The sequence below is a fragment of the Anabaena sp. PCC 7108 genome (assembly GCF_000332135.1).
GTDB lineage: Bacteria > Cyanobacteriota > Cyanobacteriia > Cyanobacteriales > Nostocaceae > Anabaena.
On record NZ_KB235896.1, the window covers coordinates 5,572,759 to 5,599,137 of the forward strand.

The 26,379-nt window shown below is 43.6% G+C and carries 12 protein-coding genes and 2 pseudogenes; 11 read left to right on the forward strand and 3 right to left on the reverse strand.

What is annotated here, in order from left to right:
* Positions 1-30: 30 nt before the first annotated feature.
* A pseudogene (locus ANA7108_RS29260) lies at positions 31-382 on the reverse strand (four helix bundle protein).
* A 104-nt stretch (positions 383-486) separates the two neighbouring features.
* Between ANA7108_RS29260 and ANA7108_RS0125990 the strand changes: the two are divergent.
* The 7 genes and pseudogenes from ANA7108_RS0125990 to ANA7108_RS28010 all read left to right on the forward strand — a co-directional run.
* Positions 487-1,977 (forward strand): cyclic nucleotide-binding domain-containing protein, encoded by a 1,491-nt coding sequence (locus ANA7108_RS0125990; protein WP_016953762.1) that lies wholly within the window; start codon positions 487-489, stop codon positions 1,975-1,977.
* Positions 1,978-2,019: 42 nt separating this feature from the next.
* Complete coding sequence (locus ANA7108_RS0125995; RefSeq protein WP_016953763.1) at positions 2,020-3,084, forward strand: substrate-binding domain-containing protein; 1,065 nt, start codon at positions 2,020-2,022, stop codon at positions 3,082-3,084.
* Positions 3,085-3,115: 31 nt separating this feature from the next.
* Positions 3,116-3,952, forward strand: coding sequence for a hypothetical protein (locus ANA7108_RS0126000; RefSeq protein WP_016953764.1), 837 nt, complete (start codon positions 3,116-3,118; stop codon positions 3,950-3,952).
* A gap of 41 nt (positions 3,953-3,993) precedes the next feature.
* Complete coding sequence (locus tag ANA7108_RS0126005) at positions 3,994-5,010, forward strand: substrate-binding domain-containing protein (protein ID WP_016953765.1); 1,017 nt, start codon at positions 3,994-3,996, stop codon at positions 5,008-5,010.
* 44 nt (positions 5,011-5,054) lie between these two features.
* Complete coding sequence (locus ANA7108_RS0126010) at positions 5,055-6,953, forward strand: iron uptake porin (protein WP_016953766.1); 1,899 nt, start codon at positions 5,055-5,057, stop codon at positions 6,951-6,953.
* Positions 6,954-7,275: 322 nt separating this feature from the next.
* Positions 7,276-8,484: an aminotransferase class I/II-fold pyridoxal phosphate-dependent enzyme gene (locus ANA7108_RS0126015; RefSeq protein WP_016953767.1), complete on the forward strand. Its 1,209-nt coding sequence runs from the start codon at positions 7,276-7,278 to the stop codon at positions 8,482-8,484.
* Between the two features lie 536 nt (positions 8,485-9,020).
* A pseudogene (locus ANA7108_RS28010) lies at positions 9,021-9,585 on the forward strand (IS4 family transposase); the annotation flags it as partial.
* Between the two features lie 167 nt (positions 9,586-9,752).
* On the opposite strand, the gene ANA7108_RS0126030 reads toward ANA7108_RS28010, so the two are convergent.
* Entirely contained in the window at positions 9,753-10,652 is a 900-nt protein-coding gene (locus ANA7108_RS0126030; RefSeq protein ID WP_016953769.1) for a dihydrodipicolinate synthase family protein, read from the reverse strand.
* A gap of 82 nt (positions 10,653-10,734) precedes the next feature.
* Positions 10,735-11,169, reverse strand: a complete 435-nt coding sequence (locus ANA7108_RS0126035; protein ID WP_016953770.1) for a hypothetical protein — start codon at positions 11,167-11,169, stop codon at positions 10,735-10,737.
* A 373-nt stretch (positions 11,170-11,542) separates the two neighbouring features.
* Here ANA7108_RS0126035 and ANA7108_RS0126040 point away from each other — a divergent pair, with 373 nt between their 5' ends.
* From ANA7108_RS0126040 to ANA7108_RS28015, 4 genes are all read left to right on the forward strand, one after another.
* Positions 11,543-14,320 (forward strand): non-ribosomal peptide synthetase, encoded by a 2,778-nt coding sequence (locus ANA7108_RS0126040; protein WP_084776987.1) that lies wholly within the window; start codon positions 11,543-11,545, stop codon positions 14,318-14,320.
* A 27-nt stretch (positions 14,321-14,347) separates the two neighbouring features.
* Positions 14,348-21,085: a type I polyketide synthase gene (locus ANA7108_RS0126045; RefSeq protein WP_016953772.1), complete on the forward strand. Its 6,738-nt coding sequence runs from the start codon at positions 14,348-14,350 to the stop codon at positions 21,083-21,085.
* Positions 21,082-25,332, forward strand: coding sequence for a non-ribosomal peptide synthetase (locus ANA7108_RS0126050; protein WP_016953773.1), 4,251 nt, complete (start codon positions 21,082-21,084; stop codon positions 25,330-25,332). The genes ANA7108_RS0126045 and ANA7108_RS0126050 overlap by 4 nt, the downstream gene beginning before the upstream one ends.
* Before the next feature lie 74 nt (positions 25,333-25,406).
* Complete coding sequence (locus tag ANA7108_RS28015; protein WP_016953774.1) at positions 25,407-26,375, forward strand: TauD/TfdA family dioxygenase; 969 nt, start codon at positions 25,407-25,409, stop codon at positions 26,373-26,375.
* Positions 26,376-26,379: the final 4 nt, after the last annotated feature.

A 26,379-nucleotide genomic window follows, 5' to 3' on the forward strand; every position in this document is an offset into this window, starting at 1 on the left:
AGGGGGCAAGAGGCAGGAGGCAGGAGGGTTTTAAGACTTAATTTTTTGAATGCTTGACACTAAAATTCCTTGAAATCTATCGACTTCTTCCAAAACGGGAGTAAATAGTTCAGGGGATGCTAATCCAACTTCCTTGGAAATAATTAACTGAGTGTCAAGTTCAAGGGAGCGAACCTAAAGCAATATGTAGAAATTGGATATATTCGTTCTGCGTTCGTCTTCCATACCCTTCTGCCATATTTGATGGCACAGAAACTGCGGAGCGCCTAATCTGGCTAGTTAATCCGTAAAGCTCAGATTTCGGAAATTTTTCGGTAAGTCGATAGCAGTTAATGGCAAGCTTGACTCCACGCTGCCAGATAAATTGCTCTCTGTAGCTCATGGCGCAAGAAGTTTGAAGTAGGAAGAAACTAAACTATTCTACACCTCCTGCCTCCTGCCTTTTTCCCCGCTACTCACTGTTTATTATTCGTAAAAAAAACAGTCATGGATAAATCATTTCTGGGATGGATATTACTTTTGGGGCTGGGATTTCCATTGTTCGGTATACTGCTTGGTGAAGCTGCCTCAAGATTGGAACGGCAGCAACACCCCTTAGCAGTTGCTCTGCGTCAGATACGGGAGTATGTGTTACCTCCCTTAGCCGTAATTTTGGTCATGCGACAGCTTTTAAGCGTTGCTGGCAAAGATTCCTGGGCACGCTTTGTGGAAACGTTAACTTGGGTTGCCGTGATTGTGGCGGGAATTTCTTTAATTAACGCCTTGTTGACCACAAAAAAAGAACCGATCAAATGGCAAATTCATGTACCTAGCCTGTTCTTTCAGGTAGCTAGGGGTGTGGTAATCTTCGCCATTGGTTATCACATTATCAATGGAATTTGGAATATAAATTTGACTGGCTTGGGTTCTTCTGTGGGGATAGCTTCAGCAGTAATTGCCCTAGCGCTGCAAGATACCCTCAGCAACCTGGTATCAGGATTGCTGCTGCTATTTGCCAAACCATTCAGAACGGGTGACTGGATTGAGTTCGACGGAAAGCAGGGGCGGGTACTCGAGCAAAATTGGTGGTCGGTTACTATTGCAGCTCCTGGCAGAAAATTCAACGTTCCCAATGGGGTATTGTCGAAGGCAAGCATTATCAATTACGGTCAGGGAGCAATGTGGAAAAGTATTTCTGCCAGCTTTTCTTATGACGACTCTCCTAATGAAGTGATTCCAGCACTAAATAGCTTGGTGGAGGGCATAGATGCGATCGAAGACGAAGGTTTGGCTCAGGTTAGTTCCTATGGAGACTCCTGTATCACCTATGACCTTTACTATAAATTACTGCCTGAAAATAATTTTGGCGTTTCTGCGACACTCAAATCCCGGCTTTACTATCTAACCAAACGTTATGGTTTTACCGTCCCCTATCCGATCGCAGTACAGTACGATGTCGATGCGAAACTTGGGATACCAAGCCGGATTCCTCAAGTACTAGAGAACCGCCAACAGGAATTGGTAACTTATTTGCGATCGCTCCCATATTTCTTAACGCTCAATGATAATCAAGTTGAAAAACTGAGTGAACGGGCTAGATTTAAAGCCTACGGTAAGGATGAGTTAATTATTCAGGAAGGTAAAGAAGACGAGGGACTTTATATTATCTTCAAGGGTACAGGACAGGCTTATCTAAAAGATGAGCAAGGGAACCGCAAGATAGTAGATGAACTAGAACTTAACGAAGTATTTGGTGAAATGGCTATCTTTCCAGGAGAGGTAAGCCCAGTTACAGCGATCGCCAATGAAGATGTCGAGGTTGTAGTGATTCCAACGGACGAGGTTATTGAAATAATCGAGTCTAACAACAAATTTGCTTCAGAGATTCTTGAGTATATCGAAGAACGGAAAAAGATGGTTCGACTTGCTAAAGGAATTAAGGAGGATGTGAATCTGCCAAATAACAAAAATGGTCGCCGAATCCAAGTGGGAAGATAATATATGTCATCAATCAGGAGAACTTGCAGAAATTACTTATTTTTGTTCAGCATAGTTTTACTATTAATAGCTTGCACTGGTCAATCAAAAACCTCAAAAGCAAATATTGATAATCAAGCTAATCCGGACAAATCTGCAAAAGAAAATTTAGGTATTCAGAAAGTCGAGAGGAAATTAGTTAAATCACTCTCAACCCAAGACTCAGCTCAACAGGGCATTGTGCTTCCGGAGGTAAACCCCCTAGAACTAGAGGGAATAATAGCGATATCTGGAACTCAGGTAGTTTTGCCAATTAGTCAGGCTATTGCTCAACGCTTTATCCAAGACGGGTATCCTAGCAAGATTAATCTCGCTGGTATTGATACGGTTGTTGGCTTCAAACTATTTTGCCAGGATAAAACAATAGATATTGTCAATGCAGTTCGCCCGATTACCAGTCAGGAGTTAGCCGCCTGTGCTAAGTCAGGTATTCAGCCGATAGGCTTTAAAATTGCTACCGATGCCGTGACTATTGTAGTTAGTTCTGAGAATAATTTCGTCCCCAACACTCTGACACGCGACGAACTGGCAAAGGTATTTACTGTCCAAAAGTGGTCAGATGTCAATCCCAAATGGCCAAAAGAACTGATTAAACGCATTATTCCAGCCGGGGCTGGTACGGGGGGAGCAGTTGACTTGTTTGCTCAAGCTATTCTCAAGGGCAACGTTAGCCAACTTACTAATGCTCCCAATACGATGTTTTATGACTTTGTAGAGCAGTTATACTCAGAAGCTTTAATTGATTCCTACATGGTTGGCTTCTTAGAGTATGGCTCCTATCAAGAAAACCGTGAGAAGTTGAAGGCGATCGCTATTGATAAAGTAGACCCTTTCCTACCAGGATATCCTCTAACTCGTCCTTTGTATATGTATGCAGATGCCAAGGCGATTCGGAACCGAACGGAATTAGAAGGGTTTATTAACTATTACTTGACATATGTGGACCAGGAAATTTCTAGTCTTGGCTACCTTCCAGTTAAACCAACCGTATTGGATGAATCAAAAACTAAGTTTTTGCAAGTGAAAGGTAATAAAGAGTTATTGAAGTCAGCAAGTAAGAAAAATTAGTTAGTGGGACAATTTTACACTTTTAGAAAAAATGAACAATAAAAAACTGATGATTTTTTCCACAACTAATTTGCAGAAAGTTTTCACAATTACAGGAATAGTTATGCTCACCTCCTCTGTTTATTTAGGTGATGATCAAGCTCAATCTCTTGCTAACAGTAGAAGTTTATCAAGGAAGGCAGAAGGCAGAGGAGCCACTGCGGTCTTGGGGTCTCCCCAAGTGAAGCAAGTGGCGTGGCAGGAGGCAGGAGGAAAACGCATTGTAGAAATTCCTGCGCGACTTCTAGGGAGCAAGGGTTTAGGAACCCCACTGTTGCGTGAGCTTCCCGCAGGGTACGAGAGTTCAGCGGCTTCTTTCTCAGTGGGGGTTGAATCCCCTACTGAGAAAGCTCATAAAGCCTCCTGCCTCCTGCCTCCTGCCTCCTGCCTCTTGCCTCGTTTATTAATAGCCCAAAATCTAGGGGGAATAGTCCGAAAAATACCCCTAGAAGAAGTCGCACTTCCAGCAATGTCTTCAGCAAAGACAGCGACCAATGCTAAATTTAGCCAAGCCCGAATCGAACTTAAGTCAGATGGTTCATTAATATACATACTCAGAGGTCAAAACCAACAAGGCTTTGAAGTTGAAGTACAAGTTACTCCCATTGGCACTCTGATTCAAGTTGACGAGCAAATAGAGTCTAGTGGAGTTCCTGAAACTGCTGTAAAAGCATTCAAAAAATGGGCACCAAATGACCCACTTATCAGCACTTGGCGGAGTACTCGTCTTGGCGAATTTTTCTATCAATTTGTCATTCGGGATTTTTGGTTAGAAATTGCTGCTGATGGTAATAGAGTCCTCATTTACCGCAAAAAAATCAATATTTAGCAAATCAACAGTCAAAATATGCAATTCGGCGACACAGAGCTATGAAGACATTTACAATCAGTAATTGCCAGAGAATTGCCGCTACCACACTAACTGCAATAACGATTATTTTCACTACTAATACTGCTTCTGCTCAATTACTTAAGGGTGGTGGGGCTGCTTTTTCCGAACCTCTTTATCAGCGATATAGTGCAGAATACGAACGGGAAACAGGCGTTAAGTTCCAATACACTGCGATTGGCAGTGGTGGTGGTATTCGTTTGTTCATCAATAAAACTGTAGACCTCGCAGGTACTACTTTAATTCCTACCCCAATTGAGAAAAATCAAATGCAAGATGGGTTGCTAATGGTACCTACAGGGGGAGGGTCAATAGCTATTATTTACAATCTTGAAGATGTAACCGCAGATGTCAAGTTATCTCGTGAGCAACTGGCAAAAATATTTACAGGTCAAATTGCCAATTGGAACCAAGTTGATTCCAGTTTTCCTAACAAAAAGATTCAAGTCATAGTTCAATCTGACAGTAGCGGTACTAATTTGACCCTGACTAAATACTTGCGAAAAATTACGGGTGGAAAAATAGAATCTAGCCGAGAACCTAATTGGGGATTTCAGGTCTTTGCTTCCCTTCCCCAAGATAGTGCAATAGCAGGAGAAGTGCGAAGAATTGATGGTGCAATCGGCTATATTCAAACAAGCTTTGCTCGTCAGAACAATCTGCCTACAGCTAGGATTGAAAATCGGTCTGGTCGTTACGTAGAACCAACCTTAGCAGAAACGGAAAAAGCTCTAGTCAATATCAAGTTTAATGATGAGTTCACGACTGAAGATATAGATGATCCAGAAGATGGCTACCCCTTGGTTAGTTTGAGTTGGCTACTTTTCTATAACAAGTACCCTAACGAAACTCTTGTCCAGTCCAATAAGAACTTGTTGATATGGATTCTAACTAAGGGTCAAGGATTTAATCGAGAGCTAGGGTACACGAAAATTCCCGAAGATGTAGCTAAAAAAGTGATTGAAACTGCCAATAATGAATTGAAGGTTCGTCCTTAAAAAAGGTTTTTTATCCATTGTTTGTGTAGAAAAATGCAAAAATTATGAGCAAATTGAGTCTGCCATTGCCGCTGACTTTATTGATCCTGGGTTACAATTTATTAGTATTATCTCCGGTCTTGGCGCAAGCAAATTATACTAATACTTCAGGATTTGAAATTCCAACAACTGTAAACTTGCTAGAGAATCATGACGTTAGTTCTGTTGATGAATTAGCTCCTAATTCAGATGTGATAGTCAGATCAACTGTTCAAGGAAACGGGGAATTCTTAACAGGGAACAATGCGGTACAAGACCAGAGATTTTACCCCGAACTTTCACAACCGTCTATAAAGGCGGGGGTTTCTAGCACTTTAGAAAACCAACTGGCTTCTGGTAATAAAATTACTTCAAAAACCTCTGATGATCAACTTAAAATTCCAGAAATTCCTACTAACCAATTACAGCCACCCCAACTATATAGCCAACCACCAGATGCGATGACGGAAGTTACCAGGGTTGAAGATTTACGAGATGTTATTCCTGGGGATTGGGCTTATGAAGCACTGCGAAGCTTGGTAGAAAAATATCGTTGCATTGTTGGTTCTGAAAAAGCTACTTTTGAGGGTAATCGGGCTATAAACCGTTATGAATTTGCTGCTGCTTTTAATACTTGCTTGCTTAAGATGGGACGTATAATTTATAGCTTAAATAATACATTCCCTAATCAAGAAGATTTGGCATCTGTAAAAAGGCTACAAGCAGACTTTGCTACAGAACTGAAAACCCTCACCACTAAGGTAGATAACTTAGAACAGCGAGTAGCCTTTGTCAAAGACCATCAGTTTAGTACTACTACAATTATTCGGGGGACTGTAGATTTTAATTTAATTAGTGCTTTTGGAGGACAGAAAGCTGTTTCTTCTGGGAGTAATCCCAGGGAAAGTTTGAATGAAAATCTTACTTTATCAGGGCGAGTAAATCTCAATTTCGATACCAGTTTTACAGGTAAAGACCGATTGCGTACTAACATTCGGGCTGGAAATGTTAGCAATTTTGGTTCCAGTGTGACTGGAACAGATATGACTCGCCTGATTGGTGCTGTTAATACTGGTAACAATGTTACGCTAGGTTCGTTGTTTTATGAGTTTCCGATCGCAGGTAAACGCGGTAAAGTTGCGATCGCATCTGTTGCTGACTTTCCCACTCGCATTTTCCCTGCGCTTAATCCTGTTGCTTCTATTTCCAATTTTGGTGCTGAAAGTCCTATCTACTCATTTGCTTTTGGTACGGGTGCTGTAGTTTACTATAACTTCACTGATAAAATTGCCGCTGGTGTCAGTTATTTAACTACTTCTGGTAGCAATCCACTTGAAGGACTGTTTGGTGGTCAATCTACTGCTTTAGCTCAGGTAACTTATACTCCATCTGATAAGTTAGCGATCGCTTTTACCTATGGTCACTACTACGCTTCAACACCTAATCTAACTGGGAGTAAGGGTAGTAGATTTGCTCAGTTACCTTTTGGAGGCAGTACTGCGACTTCCGCCAACGCTTATGGTTTACAGTCTACTTACAAGTTGAGCAATAAGTTGATTTTAGGTGGTTGGTTTAGCTATTTCAATGCTAGGGCTGAGTCTGAGCCTAGCGTTAGTGGTTTAGATGGTTCAATTGGAGCTAATGCTGACATCTGGAGTTGGGCAATTACTGCGGTAGTGCCAGATTTGGGTAAGTTAGGTAGTCAGTTAAATTTTGTCTTTGGTATGCCTCCGAAGGTGACAAGTAATGATGTTTCTTCTCGTTTAGATAGCGATACTTCAATGCATTTTGAGCTATCTTATCGCTATCCAGTGACTGATAGAGTTTCTATTACTCCGGGAGTTTTGTTGATTACTAATCCTGAGCATAATGCTGCCAATGATAGTATTTGGATTGGATTATTGCGAACTACTTTTTCGTTTTAATTAAAACCCATCTCTAGAATATCAAAAGCAATTTTGGCAACTAATAGATCAGGTCGAGTCACTTTATAATAGTCGTCCTGAGTAAGCTTCCTACTTTTCCGACTTTATTTATTAGTAAATAAGGATTAATATTCTTTAGCAATGCCTTCAAAAATCCCGTAAGATTGGACAATGTTTTTTTAATGACTAGCAAGCTTTTACAAAATTGGCATAAAATAATTTATTATCGTTAACAATTTCTAAAAACCTGATGATCGCACTTACAGAATCAGGGTTTAACGTGAGAATACAATTTCCAACTCATAGATTAAGATAGAAAACAATGCTGAAGTTTCAAGACCTAACTCAACACGAGGTTGAAGCACTTAAGCAAAAGCATAACTATGCTGATGCTCATACTCATCAATCACAATCTCCTTCTCAACTGGAGATTATTAAAAGGTTGCCTGAGTTATGGCTTGAAGCCGAAAAAACTAAGCAAGAAACCTTAAATAATAAATTTATAGAAACCTTTTATAAAATGAGAGGATTGGATACAGCCTTATTTCCCAACAATGTCATGCTTTATTATGCGGCTTCAATCGCCATCATTCATATAGCCAACTATCTCTTAAAAAAACGCTTGAGCGTCACTTTAATTGAACCTTGTTTTGATAATCTCTATGAAATATTGTCGCACCTTGCAATTCCTCTTGATCCTTTAAAAGAAGAATTATTACACGATGTCGATAAAATTTATGAAAATCTCAAAACTCATGTCAAGAGTGATGCAATATTTATCGTAGACCCTAATAACCCAACAGGATTCACGCTGCTGGGACAGAAAAACAAAAAAGCTTTTGAAAATGTGGTTCAGTTTTGTAAAGATTATGACAAGATACTTGTTATAGATTATTGCTTTGCCAATTTTTTGATGAACGATGAGGAAATTGAACTTTATGATACCTATAAAGTCTTAAAAGAATCGGGTATTAAATATATGGCAATTGAAGACACCGGAAAAACCTGGCCAATTCAGGATGCCAAAATAGCCATGCTGAAAGTCAGCGACAATCTCTATGAAGAGATGTATAGCATTTATACAGCATATATTCTTAATGTATCTCCCTTCATTCTCAATGTCCTCACAGAATACCTACTAGATTCCCAAAACTGCCAGTTTGCTTCCATAAAAAATCTCTTAAATACAAACCGAAAGATTTTAGAAGAAACATTTCAAGATAGTATGTTAAAACCGCTCAAGCCAAAAGGTAACGTCAGTGTCGCCTGGTGTGAAATCATGGAGCCTAATCTCAAGGCGACTGAACTGCAAAAAATCTTATACGAGGAGGGCGTATATGTTTTACCAGGAACCTACTTTTTCTGGCACAATCCTGACCAAGGAGAGAAATACATCAGAATAGCTCTAGCGCGAGATACTGATAATTTTACTGAGGGTACGTCTTTAATTAAGAGCATACTAGACAGGCTAGATAAAAACTTTTCTGCTCAAGTAGCAGCAGTGCCACAGCTTTCACCGTCAGGGGGGTAAACGCGAGAAAATTAATGGAAAGAAGATTTTTAGAGTGTGAAAACCCATTGCTACTAACAAACTGATGAGATACTAGGTAAGACAATGCAATGGAAGGGTGTAATGCCAGCTATCACGACGGAAACATTGATAGCTCCGCCGCACGTACAGGTGCTAGCCCCGCAACTGCGGGCAAGCTTGAAGCAAGCACAGGCGGATTCGGATTAGCTTCACAAAACCCATCGTGGAAAATTGTTCAAAATTTTAAGACTACCGAATTGAGGAAAAGAAAATGATGGATCGACAATACCTTAGCCAAAATAAGAGGATGAAGAGAGAGGTCCGATGTAATAGAGTTATTGTCTTGGCATAAATTTCCCAGCTTGGGTGCGATCGCAAACTTTGAAGAGATAGGGCTGCCGTAGTAGAGTTATTGTCTCTCACAACGATAACTCAAAACCCACTTTCCAGCCCATGCCCGACATCTTATCATTGTTACAATGCCTCCTGCCGCAGATAAATGCTACAACAATGCGGCAATTGAACCAAATAATCCTGGCCATGTTATCGATGAGCGGTCGATACCTGGCAAATATTTATGTAAAAGTGCTATTGAGGATGAGATTCAAACTGATATTTATCAAGCCACTCTTCTTCACAAAGAATTTGCTCAAGCTATCAATGTAGTGATTTTGGTAAAAACCAATCTTAAAACTTAATGCTTGCAGCCATGTAATTCTTTTTTCTAGCGACCTAACTCTGTCGTTTGAAAAAATCATCGACTATTACAAACTCCGTTTCCAAATTGAGTTTTGGGGATTGGAAGATTTTATGAACCTTGGCAAAACTGCCGTGACTAATGCTGCTAATTTAGCATTTTTTATGGTCAATTTATCCCACCATCTTCTCGCTGATTTCCGTCAACTCAATCCCGGTTCCGGCATTATTGATCTTAAGGCTTACCATCGTGGTTTTCAATATGTTCGTGAAATGTTAAAAATGCTTCCCGAAATCCCTGAGCCTATTTTATTAACCCAGATTTTTGCCAAGCTTACTGCTTTAGGACGCATTCATCCCGTTTCCAGCAGCGTTGAACCCTCGGTAAATTGGCAGAGGTATTGATTTGAAGAACTAATTATGCAGATTAAGCCTGATATTGAGAACCTCGCTGTTAATGCAGGACACCCTCTAGACCGGCACTAATGGAGAGCGAAAAAAGCTCAGGGTTTCCCCCTAAGCCTTTCACAGCCCTATCTATCAATCAGTTTATTTTCCTCCATAGGGTGTCCTTAAAGTTTTGGACGATTAGCTAAGGCTGTTTTAATGATGTTGTGAGCTTCCTCCAGTTCAGAGCCAACGAGTTCTAATCGTGGGGGACGCACAATGGTATTCCCCCAACCAACGACCTCCTGAATCAGCTTAGTTGTCTGCACAAACTTATGTCCGACATTGAGTCCTGCTAAGATAAGAAACCACCGATAGAGATTAAATGCTTTCTCATAGTCGCCCTGCACAGCGTAATTATAAAGAGCTACAGATTCTTTTGGTAAAGCGTTGGCAAGTCCCGCCACCCAGCATGTTGCTCCTGCGGCTATACCTTCAACCAGGAAACTATCTAAACCAACAGTAGGAGAAAGACGCTCTCCCAACAAAGCGCGAATGGCAGTGATTCGGCGCACATCACCAGTTGCTTCCTTAACAGTTTGAACATTAGAATGCTCGTTAGCGAGTTCGGCAATCTGCTCTGGCAGAAGATCGCTCTGGTAGCTAGAGGGGTCATTGTATAACATACAGGGAAGTTTTGTTGCCTCAACCACAGCAAAAAGATGTGTTTTCATCTCACGCCAATCTGGGCTGTATTGATAGGGAGGTAAAATCATTAAGCCGCTACAGCCAACTTCCTCTGCTCGTTTAGCAAAAGCTACGGCTTCGGCTGTATTGATACCTCCTGTTCCAGAAACGATAGGTACGCGATCGCCTACTGCGGATACGCACGTTTGTATGTTCTGTATTTTTTCATCAAAACTTAAAGTGCTTGCTTCCCCAAGCGTACCATTAACAACAATACCCGTGCAACCATTATCCACCAACCAATAAGCATGTTTAGCCATAAATTCCCGATCTATGGATAAGTCTTTCCTAAAACTAGTAGTAATTATTGGCATTACGCCTTTCCATTGCATTTTCATACCTAGTATCTCCGTCGGTTATCTGTTAGATAGCGGATAGATTATAGCCAAACGTTACAAAGTTCATTCCATGTTTTTACTTCTATTTTCCAACGTGATTTTCCAGCAACTTTTTGACTCTCTCAAAGTCGAAGGGAAAAGGCTTTTTAATGGGTTGGTAATCTTTTGGATGAGGGGTACCGTGACGGATAATGGCATTCAATACCAAGCAAGGTTCAGAACTAAAATTAATCAATGCGTGGGGGATGCCAGGAGGAATTTTGATCAGGAGCAGTTGGTGCTGAGTTGACAAAATGTAATCGTAATAACGGTTTTGTAGAAACACTAAGACCATGCTACCTCGCACAACTACTAACTGATCGGTCTGAAAGCGGTGGCAAAATAGTGCTTCATCAGCCGTTTGTGGAGGAATCTCAAATAGTACTGTCTCGTTGCTAGACAAAGGAGTAAAAAATTTTATAACATCCTCTTTATCCTGTACAAGTTGGATACATTCTACTTTATTAAGTATGCCCATTTTACTACTTAGTCTTCCAGACAGCAATTTACTTCTATGGGGTGAACTAATAATCTCATTTATTAATTCAACTCAGTTATACACTACAAAATAAAAAAGAAATTACGAAAAAAATATAATAAATTTAACATAATATAGCAAAAATTACTTGAAATATTAAACTTCTCAAAATAAAGAAAGTAGGAAAAGTAGGAAAAGTTGGGAAAGTAGGAAAATACTTTTGTATAAACGTATTTATACTATAATAATTCCAGTGCGAAATTGATAGGAGTAAGCAGGAACGACAGCGGCTGCTATCCCTGTCAAAGTGGAATGAAAAAAGCTAAGTCACCTATGCAATTAAGATACTTAGAAATTACAAAAATTGTCCCCCATGAGTGAGTCTCAACGTCTTTCGGCTAGAAAGAGCGTGATTGAACAGGAAGTTTACTGGCAGAAGCATTTAGGTAGTATTCTGCCCGTGTTAGAAATTCCCTTCCAGCGTTCAAGAGTATCCGTTCAATCTTTGATTAGAGAAAAGGAAACAATTAAACTAGATGAGAAGCTAGGCTTAGAACTCAATAAATTTTGCTACGCTGAGAATATACCTCTACTTACCGCGCTGCTGACTATATTTAAAATTATTTTGCTGCGTTACACAGAGCAAGAAGATATTATTGTTGGTTCCCTATCTGTGGATAGTATTCGAGAAGCAAAAGAAGCAAGTCAGGAAAAATTTACCAATCCGATCGCGTTGCGGACAAGTCTAGCAGGTGAACCAAATTCTAAAGAAATTTTAAGGCGAGTTGCTATAACAGTTGAAGAAGCAGCACAAAATCGAGATTACCCATTTGAGAAACTGGAGGAGCTAACTAAATCTCCGATTTTTAAGGTAATGTTGGTACTGTGCAATGTACCGTTTTGTATTTCAGAAGCGCCGATAAAATCAGAACAACTAGAGGACATTGAGGAACACATTGCTAGGTGTGAGCTTGTTGTTTTGGCGGCTGAAGAAGAGGGGAATTTAAGAGTAAGCTGCTCATACAATCCTGAGTTGTATGAGTCAGACTCGATTCAGCGGATGTTGGGGCATTTCAAGACTTTGCTTTCGGGTTTGGTTGTCAATCCAGAGCAAAGTATATCCACCTTGCCCCTGTTGACTCAAGCGGAACGGCATCAGCTACTGGTCGAGTGGAACAACACCGATGCAGAGTACCCTCGTTCTAAGTGTAGTCATCAGTTGGTGGAAGAGCAGGTAGAACGCACACCGGATGCAGTAGCAGTAGAGTTTGAAGAAGAACATCTGACCTACCGCCAGATGAATCTACGAGCGAATCAGGTGGCACACTATCTGCGATCGCTCGGAGTAAAACCAGAAGTACCAGTTGGTTTCTGCGTAGAGCGCACCCTAGCCAGGATAATCGGATTATTGGGCATTTTCAAGTCTAATGGCGTGTATGTTCCTTTAGACCCCACCTATCCCGAAGAGCGCCTAGCTTATATGCTGTCAGATTCACAGGCGCAAGTCTTGCTAACTACAGAGAAGACGCTAAGCAGCTTACCGCAGCTAGCACTCTGTGCCCAAGGACGGCAGATAGTCTACCTGGATCGAGACTGGGAGCTTATCTCTCAGCAGAACTCCGAGAATCCAGTCACTCAGGTTCAGCCTGACAACTTAGCCTATGTTATTTACACCTCCGGTTCTACAGGAAGACCCAAAGGGGTGGCGATGGAGCATCGTGCTTTCTGCAATTTCATCTGGTGGCAACTGCATTCCACAACGGTTTCCAACAGTGCCAAAACTCTGCAATTTGCTCCTCTCAGCTTCGATATTTCCTTACAGGAATCATTCACTACCTGGAGTTCTGGCGGAATACTGGTGCAACTGTCAGAGGAAGTCCGACGCAATCCTATGGCTTTAGCTAGTTTCCTCGCTTCAAAAAGGATTGAAAGAGCATTTCTTCCCTGTGTGGCCTTACGGAATCTGGCAGAGGTGGTTAATAACGGCAGACCAATTCTTACCACCTTGCGCGAAATCATGGTCACTGGCGAACAATTGCAAATTACACCAGCTATTGCCAACTTATTCAAGCAAACAGGTGGCATTCTCTACAATCAGTATGGGCTAACTGAGAATCCAACGATAACGCAGTTTATCCTCACTGGAGAAACGAGCAGTTGGCCAGCGCTTCCTCCTATCGGTTCTGCTACTACAAATGCCAAAGTTTATATACTAGATCGATGCCTTCAACCCGTTCCGATCGGCGTTCCCGGTGAGTTGTACGTTAGCGGTGAGTGGTTAGCCAGAGGCTATCTCAACCTGCCAGAGTTAACCTCAGAGAGATTCATTTCCAACCCTTTCGGTTCCGGTCGTCTCTTAAGGACTCGCGATATCGCCCGCTACTTGCCTGATGGTAATATCGAGTATCTGGGTCGTGCAGATAATTGGGTAAAAATTCGCGGTTTCAGCATTGAACTCGGTGAGATTGAAACCGTGATGGCACAACATCCAGCAGTTCAGGAAAGTGTAGTTGTACCGCAAGAAGGTATATTAGGTAACAAACGCTTAGTAGCCTATGTGGTGCCCCATGAACATGCTACCAGTATCTTAAATCTGGAAGCAGAGCTTGAGCAAGTTTCTCTAAAGCAACAGCTAGCTAAAAAGCTCGAACTGGCAGTGCGAACTTATTTACGAGAACGTTTGCCCGACTATATGGTGCCAGCAGTTTTTGTCACGCTTGAGAAAATGCCCCTGACACCAAGCGGGAAGGTAAACCGTTTAGCACTGCCTGCCCCAAACAAGTCTCGTCCGGAATTGGCAACAACTCTTGTCATACCCAAATCCAAGGCGGAAAAACAGATTGCCCAAGTTTGGATTGAAGTGCTTGGATTAGATGTTGTGGGAATTCATGATAACTTTTTTGAGTTAGGCGGTTATTCCTTGCTCTTGCCTCAGATTCATAACAAACTAGCTGAAATGTTTGGATCGGAGCTATCAATTATGACTTTGGTGCAATACCCAACTATACACGCTTTAGCCCAACACTTAAGTCAGATAGACTCTGAACAATCTGCTGTCAACGGACGCGAGCAAAACAGTAGACTTGGCCGGAAGTCTTTAGTAGAACAAGAACAGCAGCGCAGGCAAAAGAATCGCAACACAAAATACTAAGAATTTCCCATTATCCAGCTATTAACTATGACTATTAACAATTCAGACATAGCGATTATCGGTCTGTCAGTCCGGTTCCCAGGCGCAGATAACATCAATGCTTTTTGGCAAAATCTGCTCCAGGGTATAGAATCTATTTCCTTTTTTTCTGATGAGGAATTGAAGCTAGTCGAACGCTCTGTGCTGAGTCACCCCAACTACGTTAAAGCTGGCGCTGTTTTGCCCAACATCGACTTGTTTGACGCTTCCTTCTTTGGGTACAGCAGCAAAGAAGCCGAACTAATCGACCCCCAACAACGTATTTTCTTGGAATGCGCTTGGGAAGCTTTAGAAAGTGCTGGCTACGACCCAGGAACCTATAAGGGATTGGTGGGGGTTTATGGGGGTTCGGGCACGAACAGTTACCTAATCAACAATATCTATACCAACCAGCGCTTTTCTCCAAGTAGCACTTTCAAAGAACCAGCCCTAGCTCTTGGGCTGAGCTTGGAGAATGAGAGAGATTATCTGCCCACACGCGTCTCATATAAACTGAATCTAACCGGACCTTCCATTAACATTCAAACCGCTTGTTCAACTTCACTGGTGGCGATTCATATGGCTTGCCAGAGTTTGTTCAATGGTGAATGTGACATGGCACTTGCGGGAGGCGTGAGCATTTCGGTTCCCCAAAAGACTGGGTATTTTTACCAAGAAGACATGATTCTTTCTCCCGACGGACACTGTCGCGCCTTTGATGCACAAGCTAGCGGAACTCTATTCGGCAGTGGAGTCGGAATTGTTGTCTTGAAGTTGCTGAGCCAAGCAATTGCCGATGGCGATCACATCTATGCTGTGATCAAAGGGTCAGCCATTAATAATGATGGAGCTTTGAAACTGGGCTTTACGGCTCCCAGTGTAGAGGGACAGGCAGCAGTCATCTCCGATGCACTGGCGATCGCTGAAATTGATGCGAGTACGGTGACGTATGTAGAAACCCACGGAACTGGAACGGCTCTGGGTGACCCCATTGAAATCACCGCGCTGACACAAGCTTTTCGCAAGAATACCGATAAAAATGGCTTTTGTGCAATTGGTTCGGTTAAAACAAATTTAGGACATCTCGATGCAGCAGCGGGTATAGCGGGTCTGATTAAAACGGTACTGGCTCTTAAACATAAATGCATACCACCCAGTCTACATTTTAAACAAGCCAATCCCAAGATTGATTTTGTCAACAGTCCTTTTTATGTCAATACAGTGCTATCAGAATGGCAAACCAATGGAACTCCTCGCCGCGCTGGAGTTAGTTCGTTTGGCATGGGAGGTACCAATTGCCATGTTGTTCTGGAAGAAGCACCTGAAAAAGTCAAAAGTCAAAAGTCAAAAATCAAAAATAACCGGACGTTGCATATTCTGTGCTTGTCGGCAAAAACCGAGAAGGCTTTGCAGGAACTGCAACAGCGTTATGTAGCTTATCTGAAATCTAATTCAGACGCCAAGCTTGCAGATATTTGTTTCACCGCCAACACTGGGCGCAAGCATTTTAAGCATAGAAAATCATTTGTCGCGCGATCTGTCAAGGAGATTTTGGAGCAATTGGAGACTGGTGCAACGGCATCACGGGAAGTAACCTCATTACCAGAGGCGATTGCTTTCCTGTTTACAGGCCAAGGGTCGCAGTATGTCAATATGGGACGCAAACTCTACGAACAAGCACCAAAGTTTCGGGAAACCCTGAATCGCTGCGATGAAATACTGCGTCCTTATCTAGAACAACCTTTACTCTCAGTTCTCTATCCAGACCTTAACGCAGTAGGGGAGAATCATCAATCCAAAATCAACGAAACTGCTTATACTCAACCTGCCTTATTTGCTCTGGAATATGCCTTGTTTGAGTTATGGAAATCTTGGGGCATAGAACCTGATGTAGTCATGGGTCATAGTATCGGGGAATATGTCGCTGCCTGTGTCGCTGGAGTCTTCAGCTTGGAAGATGGCTTGAAACTGATTGCTTCTAGGGGGCGTCTAATGCAAGCACTACCATCTGATGGCGAGATGGTAGCGCTATTAACAGATGAGGTACGGGCTGCTGCTGCAATTGAACCCTACGCTCAATTCGTCTCAATTGCTGCCATTAATGGGTCAGAGAGTGTTGTCATATCCGGTGGGCGAGAAGCGATAAACGCCATCTGTACTACCCTGGAAACATCTGGAATCAAAACCAAGAAATTAAATGTCTCTCATGCTTTCCACTCACCCTTGATGGAGCCAATCTTGAGGGAATTTGAGTCGGTAGCTCAACAAGTAAGCTTTTCTTCCCCACGGATTAAGTTTATTTCCAATGTTACTGGCACCCTAGCGACAGAAGAAGTATCAACTCCAGAATATTGGTGTCGTCACATCTTGATGCCAGTCAGATTTGCCGCTAGTATGGAAAGCCTCGCACGAATGGGTGTAGAAGCCTTCGTGGAAATCGGGCCTGCACCAATTTTATTGGGAATGAGTCGCTCTTGCCTGCCCGAGGAGAAAGGACTGTTGCTGCCCAGTTTGCGCCCCAATCAAGAGGATTGGCAGGTGCTATTAACCAGTTTAGCAGAACTATACGTACATGGAGTTCCACTAGACTGGTTTAGCTTTGATCGAGATTATGAGCGTCGTCGCTTGTCACTCCCAACCTATCCCTTTCAACGACAGCGCTATTGGATAGAGGCGGCACAGGACGGATATCCAACGGGAACACTTAAGCGAGAAAATGGAACCAAGAGCCAAAACCTTCACCCATTGCTCGGTCAACAGTTATATTTAGCCGGCACAACTGAAATTCGTTTTGAATCTCACATTAGCCAAAACTCACCAGCTTGGGTAAAAGACCATCGCGTTTTTGGCACAACCATTTTGCCAGGAACAGCTTATTTAGAAATGGCTTTGGCAGCTGGGGCTTTTGTTACCAAATCGGACAAGATTTGGCTAGAAGAAGTCGTCATTCAACAAGCGCTGATTCTGCCAGAAAACGAGGAAGAAAAAACCATCCAGTTAATTCTCACTCCAGCGGGGAATTTAGTGTATTCCTTCCAGATTTTTAGCCTCACTCCCTCTTTTGAGGGAGAAAATAGCTTGCCATTGTTTTCACTCCATGCCTCGGGCAAACTGCTGGTCAAAGAAACAGAGGTAGTATCTGATCCCGTGGACTTAACGGCAATGCGGGCGCAATACACCCAAGAGATTTCAATCGTTGCCATATACCGAGGGTTTCAAGAACAGCATATTGATTTTGGTTCCAGCTTCAGGGGGCTGGAACAGCTCTTTGCACATGAAGGAACTGCGCTGGGTAAAATTAGGCTGCCGGAAGAATTGGTTCAAGAAATAGGAAACTATCAGTTACACCCAGTTTTGTTGGACATCTGCACACACGTTTGTGAAGCCATCTCCCCTGACGAGGTGAAACAAAATACCTACGTGCCTGTGGGTTTAGACCGCCTGCGTAAGAGCGGTCGTGCCGATACCCTGATCTGGTGTCAGGCTTTTGAGCGGTCTTCACAAGGGGACAGCAAACAGACAATTAGCGTTGATTTTCGCCTGTTAAACTCGTCAGGAGAGCTAATTGCTACTCTAGAAGGTCTGCAATTAAAGCAAGTTAGCCAGGACGCGATGTTAGGTAACCCACAGTCATCCTGGAACGATTGGCTTTATGAAGTGGAGTGGCGACCCCAGGCACGTTATGGTCTTTTACCAGATTACCTGCCTACTCCAGAAGAAGTTAGCTCACCCCTCCAGACCCAGTTAGCTCAGTTGCTTGCCCAGTCAAGTTTGACAGTTTATAGGGAAGCCTTGACAAAGCTGGAGGCTTTAAGTGTCGCTTACATCCTTGCGGCTTTGCAAGAAATGGGATGGTCGTGGCAACAAAAGCATCGTTTTGCTACAAACCAAATAGCTTCGCAGTTGGGTGTGGTTAGTCAACACCAAAGACTGCTACGTCGTCTTCTGGAAATCTTAGCTGAAGTTGGAATTCTGCAAAGAAGTGGCGAAGAGTGGGAAGTCATCTCGGTTCCTGAGATTGGCGACCCCCAGAATATGATAACTTCCTTGTCCTACCCAGAGGCAGAAGCAGAGGTAACCCTACTCGGACGTTGCGGACTAAGACTTGCTCAAGTACTTCGGGGAGAGTATGACCCACTACAGCTATTATTCCCCGGAGGAGATACGACTACACTCACTCAGCTGTATCAAGACTCTCCAATGGCACGGTTGATGAATAGCTTAGTACAAGGAGTCGTGTTATCAGCCCAAGAGCAGTTGCCTCAAGGACGTGGTCTAAGGATTTTAGAGATTGGGGCGGGTACTGGCAGTACAACTAACTACATCCTGCCGCACCTTTTTAGCGAGCGGACAGAGTATGTCTTTACCGATATCGGAGCCTTTTTCATGGCTAAAGCGCAGGAGAAGTTTAAAGATTACCCGTTTATCCACTATCAAGTTTTAGATATTGAAAAAGACCCACAGTCTCAAGGATTTTCACCGCATCAGTATGATATAATTGTGGCAGCAAATGTGCTGCACGCCACCAGCGATTTGCGTGCTTCTTTGCAATATGTAAAGCAATTGTTGGCTCCAGGGGGTATGCTGGTGCTTCTTGAGGATACTGCTCCCCAGCGTTGGGTGGATCTAACATTTGGGTTAACAGAAGGGTGGTGGAAATTTAGCGATTATGAGTTACGCTCTGACTATCCCTTGTTGAGCGCCTCCCAGTGGGAGACATTATTACAGGAGATTGGTTTTGAACAAGCCGTAACCATTTCGCCTGATGATATCGAGATACCCGATAAAAAAGTTTGTTTGCCTTCGGCGGTAATTGTCGCTTTCTCTGAAGTTAAGCAACAGGTAAGTTCGCCGCCTCACAGGGTCGTTTTGGCTGATGGTCAAGGAATAGGTCAACAGTTAGCAGCACACTTGGGATCTCTTGGAGAGAATTGTACGTTAGTAGTTCCGGGCAAAGAGTACGAACAGATAGCCCCCTTTGAGTTCAGGATAGACCCAGCTAATCCAAAGCATTTTCAGCAGCTATTTGAAGCTTTGCCGGGAGTAGCCGCAATAGTACATCTGTGGAGCTTAGATGCGCCGGAAGCTTTGATAGTAGAAGACTTAGAAGCTGCCTCAAAGCTAAACTGCGGTAGTACCTTGCACTTAGTCCAAGCGTTGGTCAAGACTTATAATAAGTTACCGCGCCTGTGGTTAGTTACCCGTGGAGCGCAAGCGGTGCAAGGATATCATCTTCCAGGAATAGCTCAATCTCCCTTATGGGGTATGGGGAAGGTCATTGCGCTAGAACACCCCGAATCGAAATGCACCACGATCGATTTAGACTTTCAAGCAACGGAAAATGAGGTGCAAAACCTATGTGAGGAAATCTCCCAGAAGGATACAGAATATCAAGTCGCTTTTCGAGACCAAACTCGCTATGCAGCCAGACTCGTGCGCCATCGTGAGCCTAGTATCAAGGGAGCAACTCGGTTAAAAATTCCAGAAAACCAACCGTTTCGACTAGGAGTCTCTAAGCGAGGAACTCTAGAGAACTTGCAACTGCAAAAAACAACACGCCTCAAGTTCCCGGACAAAATTGGGACACAAGAGCGTCTGTCTTTAGGCAGCGATGGCACTTATCTGATTACTGGCGGTTTAGGAGGACTGGGATTACTGGTAGCGCAGTGGCTAGTCGAACGGGGGGCAAAACACTTAGTTTTGCTCAGCCGTAGCGGACTCAATCCGAGTGTGAGTAATCGATTGGAAAAATTGGAGCAAGCTGGTGCTTGTATCAAGGTAGTCCAGGCAGATGTGTCTGACAGCAAACAACTGAATCGAGGCTGGAGTGAGATTGAGCGAACATTACCGCCGTTGCGCGGAATTATCCACGCTGCTGGCGTTTTAGATGACGGCATACTCCTACAACAGAATTGGCAGCGCTTCGAGCGGGTTTTAGCGCCCAAAGTGCAAGGAGCGTGGAATTTACATAGTTTAACCCAGAATAAGTCTTTAGACTTCTTTGTGTTGTTCTCCTCTACCGCGTCCTTGCTGGGTAACGGAGGTCAGGCGAATCACGCGGCGGCAAACGCTTTTCTGGATGCACTAGCATCTTATCGTCGGATGCTTTTACTGCCGGGTTTGAGTATCAATTGGGGGGCTTGGGCAGAAGTAGGAGCAGCGGCGAGAATGGGGCTAGTGGAGCAGTTAAGCCTCAAAGGAGAGGAAAGCATCGCTCCACAACAGGGATTGCAGGTTTTGGAGCAGTTGTTGCTAGCTCCACCTATCCAAGTGGGAGTCATGCCTATTAACTGGTCGAGATTTTTGCAACAGCGAAAGGCGTTGTCGCCGTTTTTCACCGATTTGGCAGCAGAAATTCAGCAATTGGGTTTCCGGTCTACATCTGTGACACCACAGGAGGGAGATTCCCTGAAGAAGGCTATCCTGTCTGGAATACCAGCGGAACGCCAGCAGTTGTTGGAATCTTGCATTACAGAACAAGTAGCGAGCGTATTAGGATTTTCTGCTGCTAAGTTTGATAGGCAAGAATCGCTGATTAATCTGGGACTTGACTCTTTAATGGCGATCGAGTTGAGAAAGAGGCTCAATAATGAGATGGGGGTAAACTTGCCTGTTATGAAAATCATGGAGGGTGTGAGCATTACCTCTCTAGCAGAGGTAATGTTAGAGCAATGGGCATTGACTCAGATCCAGTCAGCGTCCCCATCCGCTGAACTCAATGACAGTATGGAGGAAATCGCTCTATGAACCTTAAGCAATTTGTAGCTGAACTCGCCCTAGCTGGTGTGAAGTTGTGGGTCGAAGGCGACCAGTTGCGCGTGCGTGCCCCAAAGGAGGTACTAACACCAGAGGTACGTAATTTACTGGCATTGTATAAGGCAGAGCTTGTAAAGTTGCTGCAAAAAAAGAGCAACGCTAGCGATACTTCCATACCCCAGATACCTGTTTCGCTCCGGAGGAACTTGCCTCTCTCTTTTGCTCAGGAAGGACTGTGGTTCTTGAGTCAGTTGGAGCCAAATAACCCTTTCTACAACGTACCACTAGCTCTGCGACTTCAGGGTTCTCTGAACGTTGTCGCTTTAGAGAAAAGCCTTAACAAGATTATTCAACGTCACGAAGCCTTACGTACCAACTTCACAACAGTTGAGGGGCAACCCGTTCAGATTATTGCTGAAAGCTTGACCTTGAGTGTGCAAGTTTTAGATTTGAGTGAGCTACCTTATCGTGAGAGAGAAATTGCTTGGGGGCTAAAAGCAAGAGCACAAGTCCAGCAACCCTTTGATCTCAGTAGCTCTGGGTTAATTAAAGCTTCTGTGCTGAAGCTAACACAGACAGAACATATCTTACTACTAACAATACACCACATTGTCTGGGATGCTCCTTCAGAGGGCGTATTGGTTAGGGAGTTAGCAGCCTTCTACACAGCCTACTGCAATGACTTGTCTTTAGAGCTACCAGAGCTACCGATTCAGTATGCAGACTTTGCTGTTTGGCAGCGCCAGTGGTTACAGAGAGATGTACTAGAATCTCAACTCGCTTATTGGAAGCAAAAACTTGCGGGTGCGCCATTCGTATTGGAACTGCCAACTGACCGAGTGCGAAAAGCAACTCAAACGTTCCGGGGGGCGTGTTACCGACAAGCACTCTCAAAAGAACTAACAGAGGCTTTGATGATTTTAAGTCAGCGCAAAGGAGTTACTCTGTTTATGACGCTGTTAGCGGCGCAGCAAACATTGCTTTACCTTTATACAGGGCAGACCGATATTTGCGTAGGCACGCCTTACGCAGGCCGCGATCGCGCGGAAATTGAGGGATTGATTGGATTTTTCGTTAATACGCTGGTTCTGCGGACTGATATATCGGGTAATCCGAGTTTTGAAGAGCTACTTTTTCGAGTTCGGAAAGTGGCGTTGGGAGCATACGCTCATCAAGACCTACCGTTTGAGAAGTTAGTAGAACAATTGCAGTCAGCGCGTAACTTAAGCTACACACCGCTGTACCAAGTGAGATTTGCGCTTCACCCACCGATGCAGATAGACCTGGAAGACTTAACGGTGAGTTCAGTAGCGGTAGAAACAGGTACGGCGAAGTTGGATTTGTTTGTAGCTTTCGTCAACACCGACTCTGGACTAATTGGGACGTGGGAATACAATACTGACCTGTTTGATGCCAATAGGATCGCTCGCATGGCCGGACATTTCCAGACCTTACTAGAGGGAATTGTTGCTAATCCTCAACAGAAGGTTTCAGAATTGCCCCTGCTCACAGAGCGAGAGCGACACCAGCTATTAGTAGAGTGGAACAACACCACAAAAGAGTATCCCTTCGATAAGTGTATCCACCAGTTGTTTGAAGAACAGGTTACGCGATCGCCTGATGCCATTGCGGTGGTTTTTGAAGGGGAGCAACTGACCTACCAAGATCTGAACCAACGGGCGAACAGAATAGCACATCACTTGAAAACTCTAGGCGTGGAGGCAGAAGTGCTGGTAGGCATCTGCGTGGAGCGCTCCTTAGAGATGGTAGTGAGCCTGCTTGGCATCCTCAAAGCTGGAGGGGCTTATGTGCCTTTAGACCCATCGTATCCCAAAGAGCGCTTAGCGTTCATGTTGCAAAACTCACAGCCAAAGGTGTTGTTGACTCAGGAGTGCTTGATAACAGAACTACCTGAACATACGGCACAAGTTGTTTGCTTAGATACAGATAGGCATCTCATTGCTCAACACTCAGAAGAAAACTTAAACCAAACAGCAACAGTTGATAATTTAGCCTATGTCATTTATACCTCTGGCTCAACCGGAAAGCCAAAGGGAGTCCAGGTGACACACGCTAATTTGTGTCACTACGCCCAAGCAATGAGTCAAGCACTAGATATCACAGCAGAAGATGTATATTTGCACACCGCATCGATTGCTTTCTCATCTTCTGTCAGACAGTTGATCGTGCCTCTGGCTAGTGGCGCTACTGTCAAAATTGCAACTTCTGAACAGAGAAAAGACCCGATGTCACTATTTGCGACAATTAAACAACATAGTGTGACAGTTATTGATATTGTCCCCTCTTATTGGCGTAACTGCATTCATACACTTGCTAGCTTAGAACCTGGTACGAAACAAGCACTGTTAGATAACAAACTGCGTTTAATTGTGTCGGCGAGCGAACCACTGCTGTCCGATCTTCCTACTCAGTGGACGTTTGGTTTTCAGCACAAAGCACGATTAATCAATATGTTTGGTCAAACTGAGACCTGTGGAATTGTTGCCACTTATCCAATACCGGCACAACAGGATGAGCCAATCAAAATTGTCCCTATCGGTCGCCCGATCGCCAACACACAAATTTATCTGCTCGACTGCCATATGCAACCAGTCCCTGTTGGTGTACCTGGAGAAGTGCATATTGGTGGTTTTGGACTGGCGCGAGGCTACCTCAACCGCCCAGAATTGACAAAAGAAAAGTTCATCCCCAACCCCTTTAGCGAAGAAGAAGGATCACGCCTCTACAAAACCGGGGACAATGCCCGCTACCTTCCAGACGGTAACATTGAGTTCCTTGGTCGGCTGGATCGTCAGGTGAAGATTCGCGGTTTCCGCATTGAACTCGGAGAAATCGAAGCAGCGCTAGCTCAACACCCAGAGGTACGGGAGACAGTAGTTTTAGCAAGGGATGACCAACCAGATAACAAACGACTGGTAGCTTATGTTGTTCCCAACCATGAAGCTCCTGCCACCATTGAACTGCGGCACTTCCTCCAACATAAGCTCCCCGATTACATGGTGCCAGTCGCCTTTGTAATGCTATCAGCGCTACCTCTGTCCCCCAATGGTAAGGTAGACCGTCGCGCCCTCGCAGCACCAGATACGGAACTAAGTAACTCAATTGGCTTTGTCCCTCCCCGTGACACAGTTGAACAGCAACTACAGCAAATTTGGTCAGAGGTTTTGAAGCTTCCCACTGTTGGAGTGAAGGATAACTTCTTTACCTTCGGAGGTCATTCTCTTTTAGCTGTATTCTTAATGGCTCAAATTTCGCGGCACTTTGGGAAAAATCTGCCCATAGCAACGCTTTTCTCTAGCCCAACTATCGAACAGCTAGCTAGTTGTCTTCGATCCGAAACTCATTCCTTGCCTTGGTCTCCTTTGGTAGCAATTCAGTCTGGCAGCGAGAAGCGACCTTTCTTCTTTGTGCCTGGAGTTGGGGGAAATGTGATTTACTTATATGAGCTAGCGCGTCATCTTGGATCTGAGCAACCCTTCTACGGTTTGCAAGCACGGGGACTTGATGGGGAATCAGAGCCTTTTACACACTTGGAAGAGATAGCCACCTACTATATTGAAGCAATACAGAGAGTTCAGCCCTCTGGTCCGTACCTTCTGGGAGGGCATTCGTTTGGAGGTGTAGTTGCCTGTGAGATGGCAACTCAGTTGCTCAAACAGGGGCATGAGGTCGCTCTACTTGCGATTATCGACGTTGTTGCGCCAATTGTTGGTAATAAGCCGAATTGTTCTGATGAAGATGAGGCGGCATATCTTTTTGATTTTGCCAGCTACATTGAATATATGTTCTCCTTAAACTTGGAGGTATCTAAAGAAACTCTCGCTTCCCAATCTCAGGAGGAGCAATTGAACTATCTCAAAGAACGGTTGATACGGGTCAACTTGTTACCCCCTGATGCGGGAATAAGGTTAGTACGGGGGCTAGCGCAAGTATACATTGCGTCCCTAAAAGCTCATCGTGCTTATTTGCCTTCGGGGCTGCAACAGATTCCAATTACTCTTTTCCGTTCTAGCGAGGTTGATGTATTTGAGGGTGATACAGAAGAGTTGACACAAAGGCGAAAAGAACCTGCCTTGGGCTGGAACGAGTTTTCTTCTACTATACACATTCATGTTGTTCCAGGGAACCATAGCACGATGATGCAACAGCCGCACGTACAGGTGTTAGCCACACAACTGCTCTCTTACCTTGAGCAAGCACAGGCTCCATTGGCTTAGTAATTGGTCTGTTAAGTGGAAACTCTTGAGATAATTAACAAGCTCCTTCATTTCACTAAAGAAGCTCAATCATTATGAAAATAGGAATTTTAGACTCGAATCACAATCTACCCTTGCTAGTAGAACCTGACACAGAACGCGAATCGTCTAATCTTGACTATCTCCTTTCATGGTACAGAGATAGTGAACTTTTAGAAGACAAATTTCTGAAACACGGAGCGATTCTTTTTCGAGGCTTTGGTGTAAACACAATCTTGGCTTTTGAAAAATTTGTAAAATCTGTTTCAGGTAATTTAATGGATTATGTTGATGGAAATTCTCCCCGAACCCAACTAGCTAGTGGGATTTATACTTCAACCGAATATCCATCTGAATACTCCATTAGTTTGCATAATGAGTTATCCTACTCTAGCCAATGGCCAGACCAACTCTATTTTTGCTGTATTACTGCGCCTAAAAATGGCGGAGAAACACCGATTGCTGATAGTCGTCAAATCCTAAAAAGTCTTAACCCAAAGATTGTGGAAAAATTCACACTTAAACAAGTGAAGTATATCCGCAATTTACCTAGTAGTAATGGCATGGGAGTTTCATGGCAAGATTCTTTTAAAACTTCAGATAAGTCCCTAGTAGAAGAGCATAATAGAAAAGCTGGCATGGAATTTGAGTGGAAGAAGGATGGTGGATTGCGATTAAGCCAGATTCGCCCTGCTATTGCAACTCATCCTCATACAGATGAACAAGTTTGGTTTAATCAAGCCGAGCTATTTCATCCATCTACTCTTCCTAAAAATATATACGAAGCTATGATGTTTTATTTTGAGGGGAAGGAAGAGGAACTCCCTCACTATGCTTACTTTGGCGACAATACTCCAATTGATGTTTCAATGCTAGATGAGATTAGAGAAACTATTGGTAAACAAACTGTTCTTTTTCCTTGGCAGGAGGGTGACGTTCTAGTCATAGATAATATGTTGGTTTGTCATGGACGAAGACCGTTTTTTGGTTCGAGGAAAATTTTGGTTTCTCTGTCAAATTTCTGATAAC

Bases quoted from the DNA above. Each gene is read 5' to 3' on its own strand.
- ANA7108_RS0126040 (WP_084776987.1), top strand. From the start codon at position 11,543: ATGAGTGAGTCTCAACGTCTTTCGGCTAGAAAGAGCGTGATTGAACAG.
- ANA7108_RS0126035 (WP_016953770.1), bottom strand. From the start codon at position 11,169: ATGGGCATACTTAATAAAGTAGAATGTATCCAACTTGTACAGGATAAA.
- ANA7108_RS0126015 (WP_016953767.1), top strand. From the start codon at position 7,276: ATGCTGAAGTTTCAAGACCTAACTCAACACGAGGTTGAAGCACTTAAG.
- ANA7108_RS0126045 (WP_016953772.1), top strand. From the start codon at position 14,348: ATGACTATTAACAATTCAGACATAGCGATTATCGGTCTGTCAGTCCGG.
- ANA7108_RS0126000 (WP_016953764.1), top strand. From the start codon at position 3,116: ATGAACAATAAAAAACTGATGATTTTTTCCACAACTAATTTGCAGAAA.
- ANA7108_RS0125990 (WP_016953762.1), top strand. From the start codon at position 487: ATGGATAAATCATTTCTGGGATGGATATTACTTTTGGGGCTGGGATTT.
- ANA7108_RS0126005 (WP_016953765.1), top strand. From the start codon at position 3,994: ATGAAGACATTTACAATCAGTAATTGCCAGAGAATTGCCGCTACCACA.
- ANA7108_RS0126030 (WP_016953769.1), bottom strand. From the start codon at position 10,652: ATGAAAATGCAATGGAAAGGCGTAATGCCAATAATTACTACTAGTTTT.
- ANA7108_RS0126010 (WP_016953766.1), top strand. From the start codon at position 5,055: ATGAGCAAATTGAGTCTGCCATTGCCGCTGACTTTATTGATCCTGGGT.
- ANA7108_RS28015 (WP_016953774.1), top strand. From the start codon at position 25,407: ATGAAAATAGGAATTTTAGACTCGAATCACAATCTACCCTTGCTAGTA.
- ANA7108_RS0126050 (WP_016953773.1), top strand. From the start codon at position 21,082: ATGAACCTTAAGCAATTTGTAGCTGAACTCGCCCTAGCTGGTGTGAAG.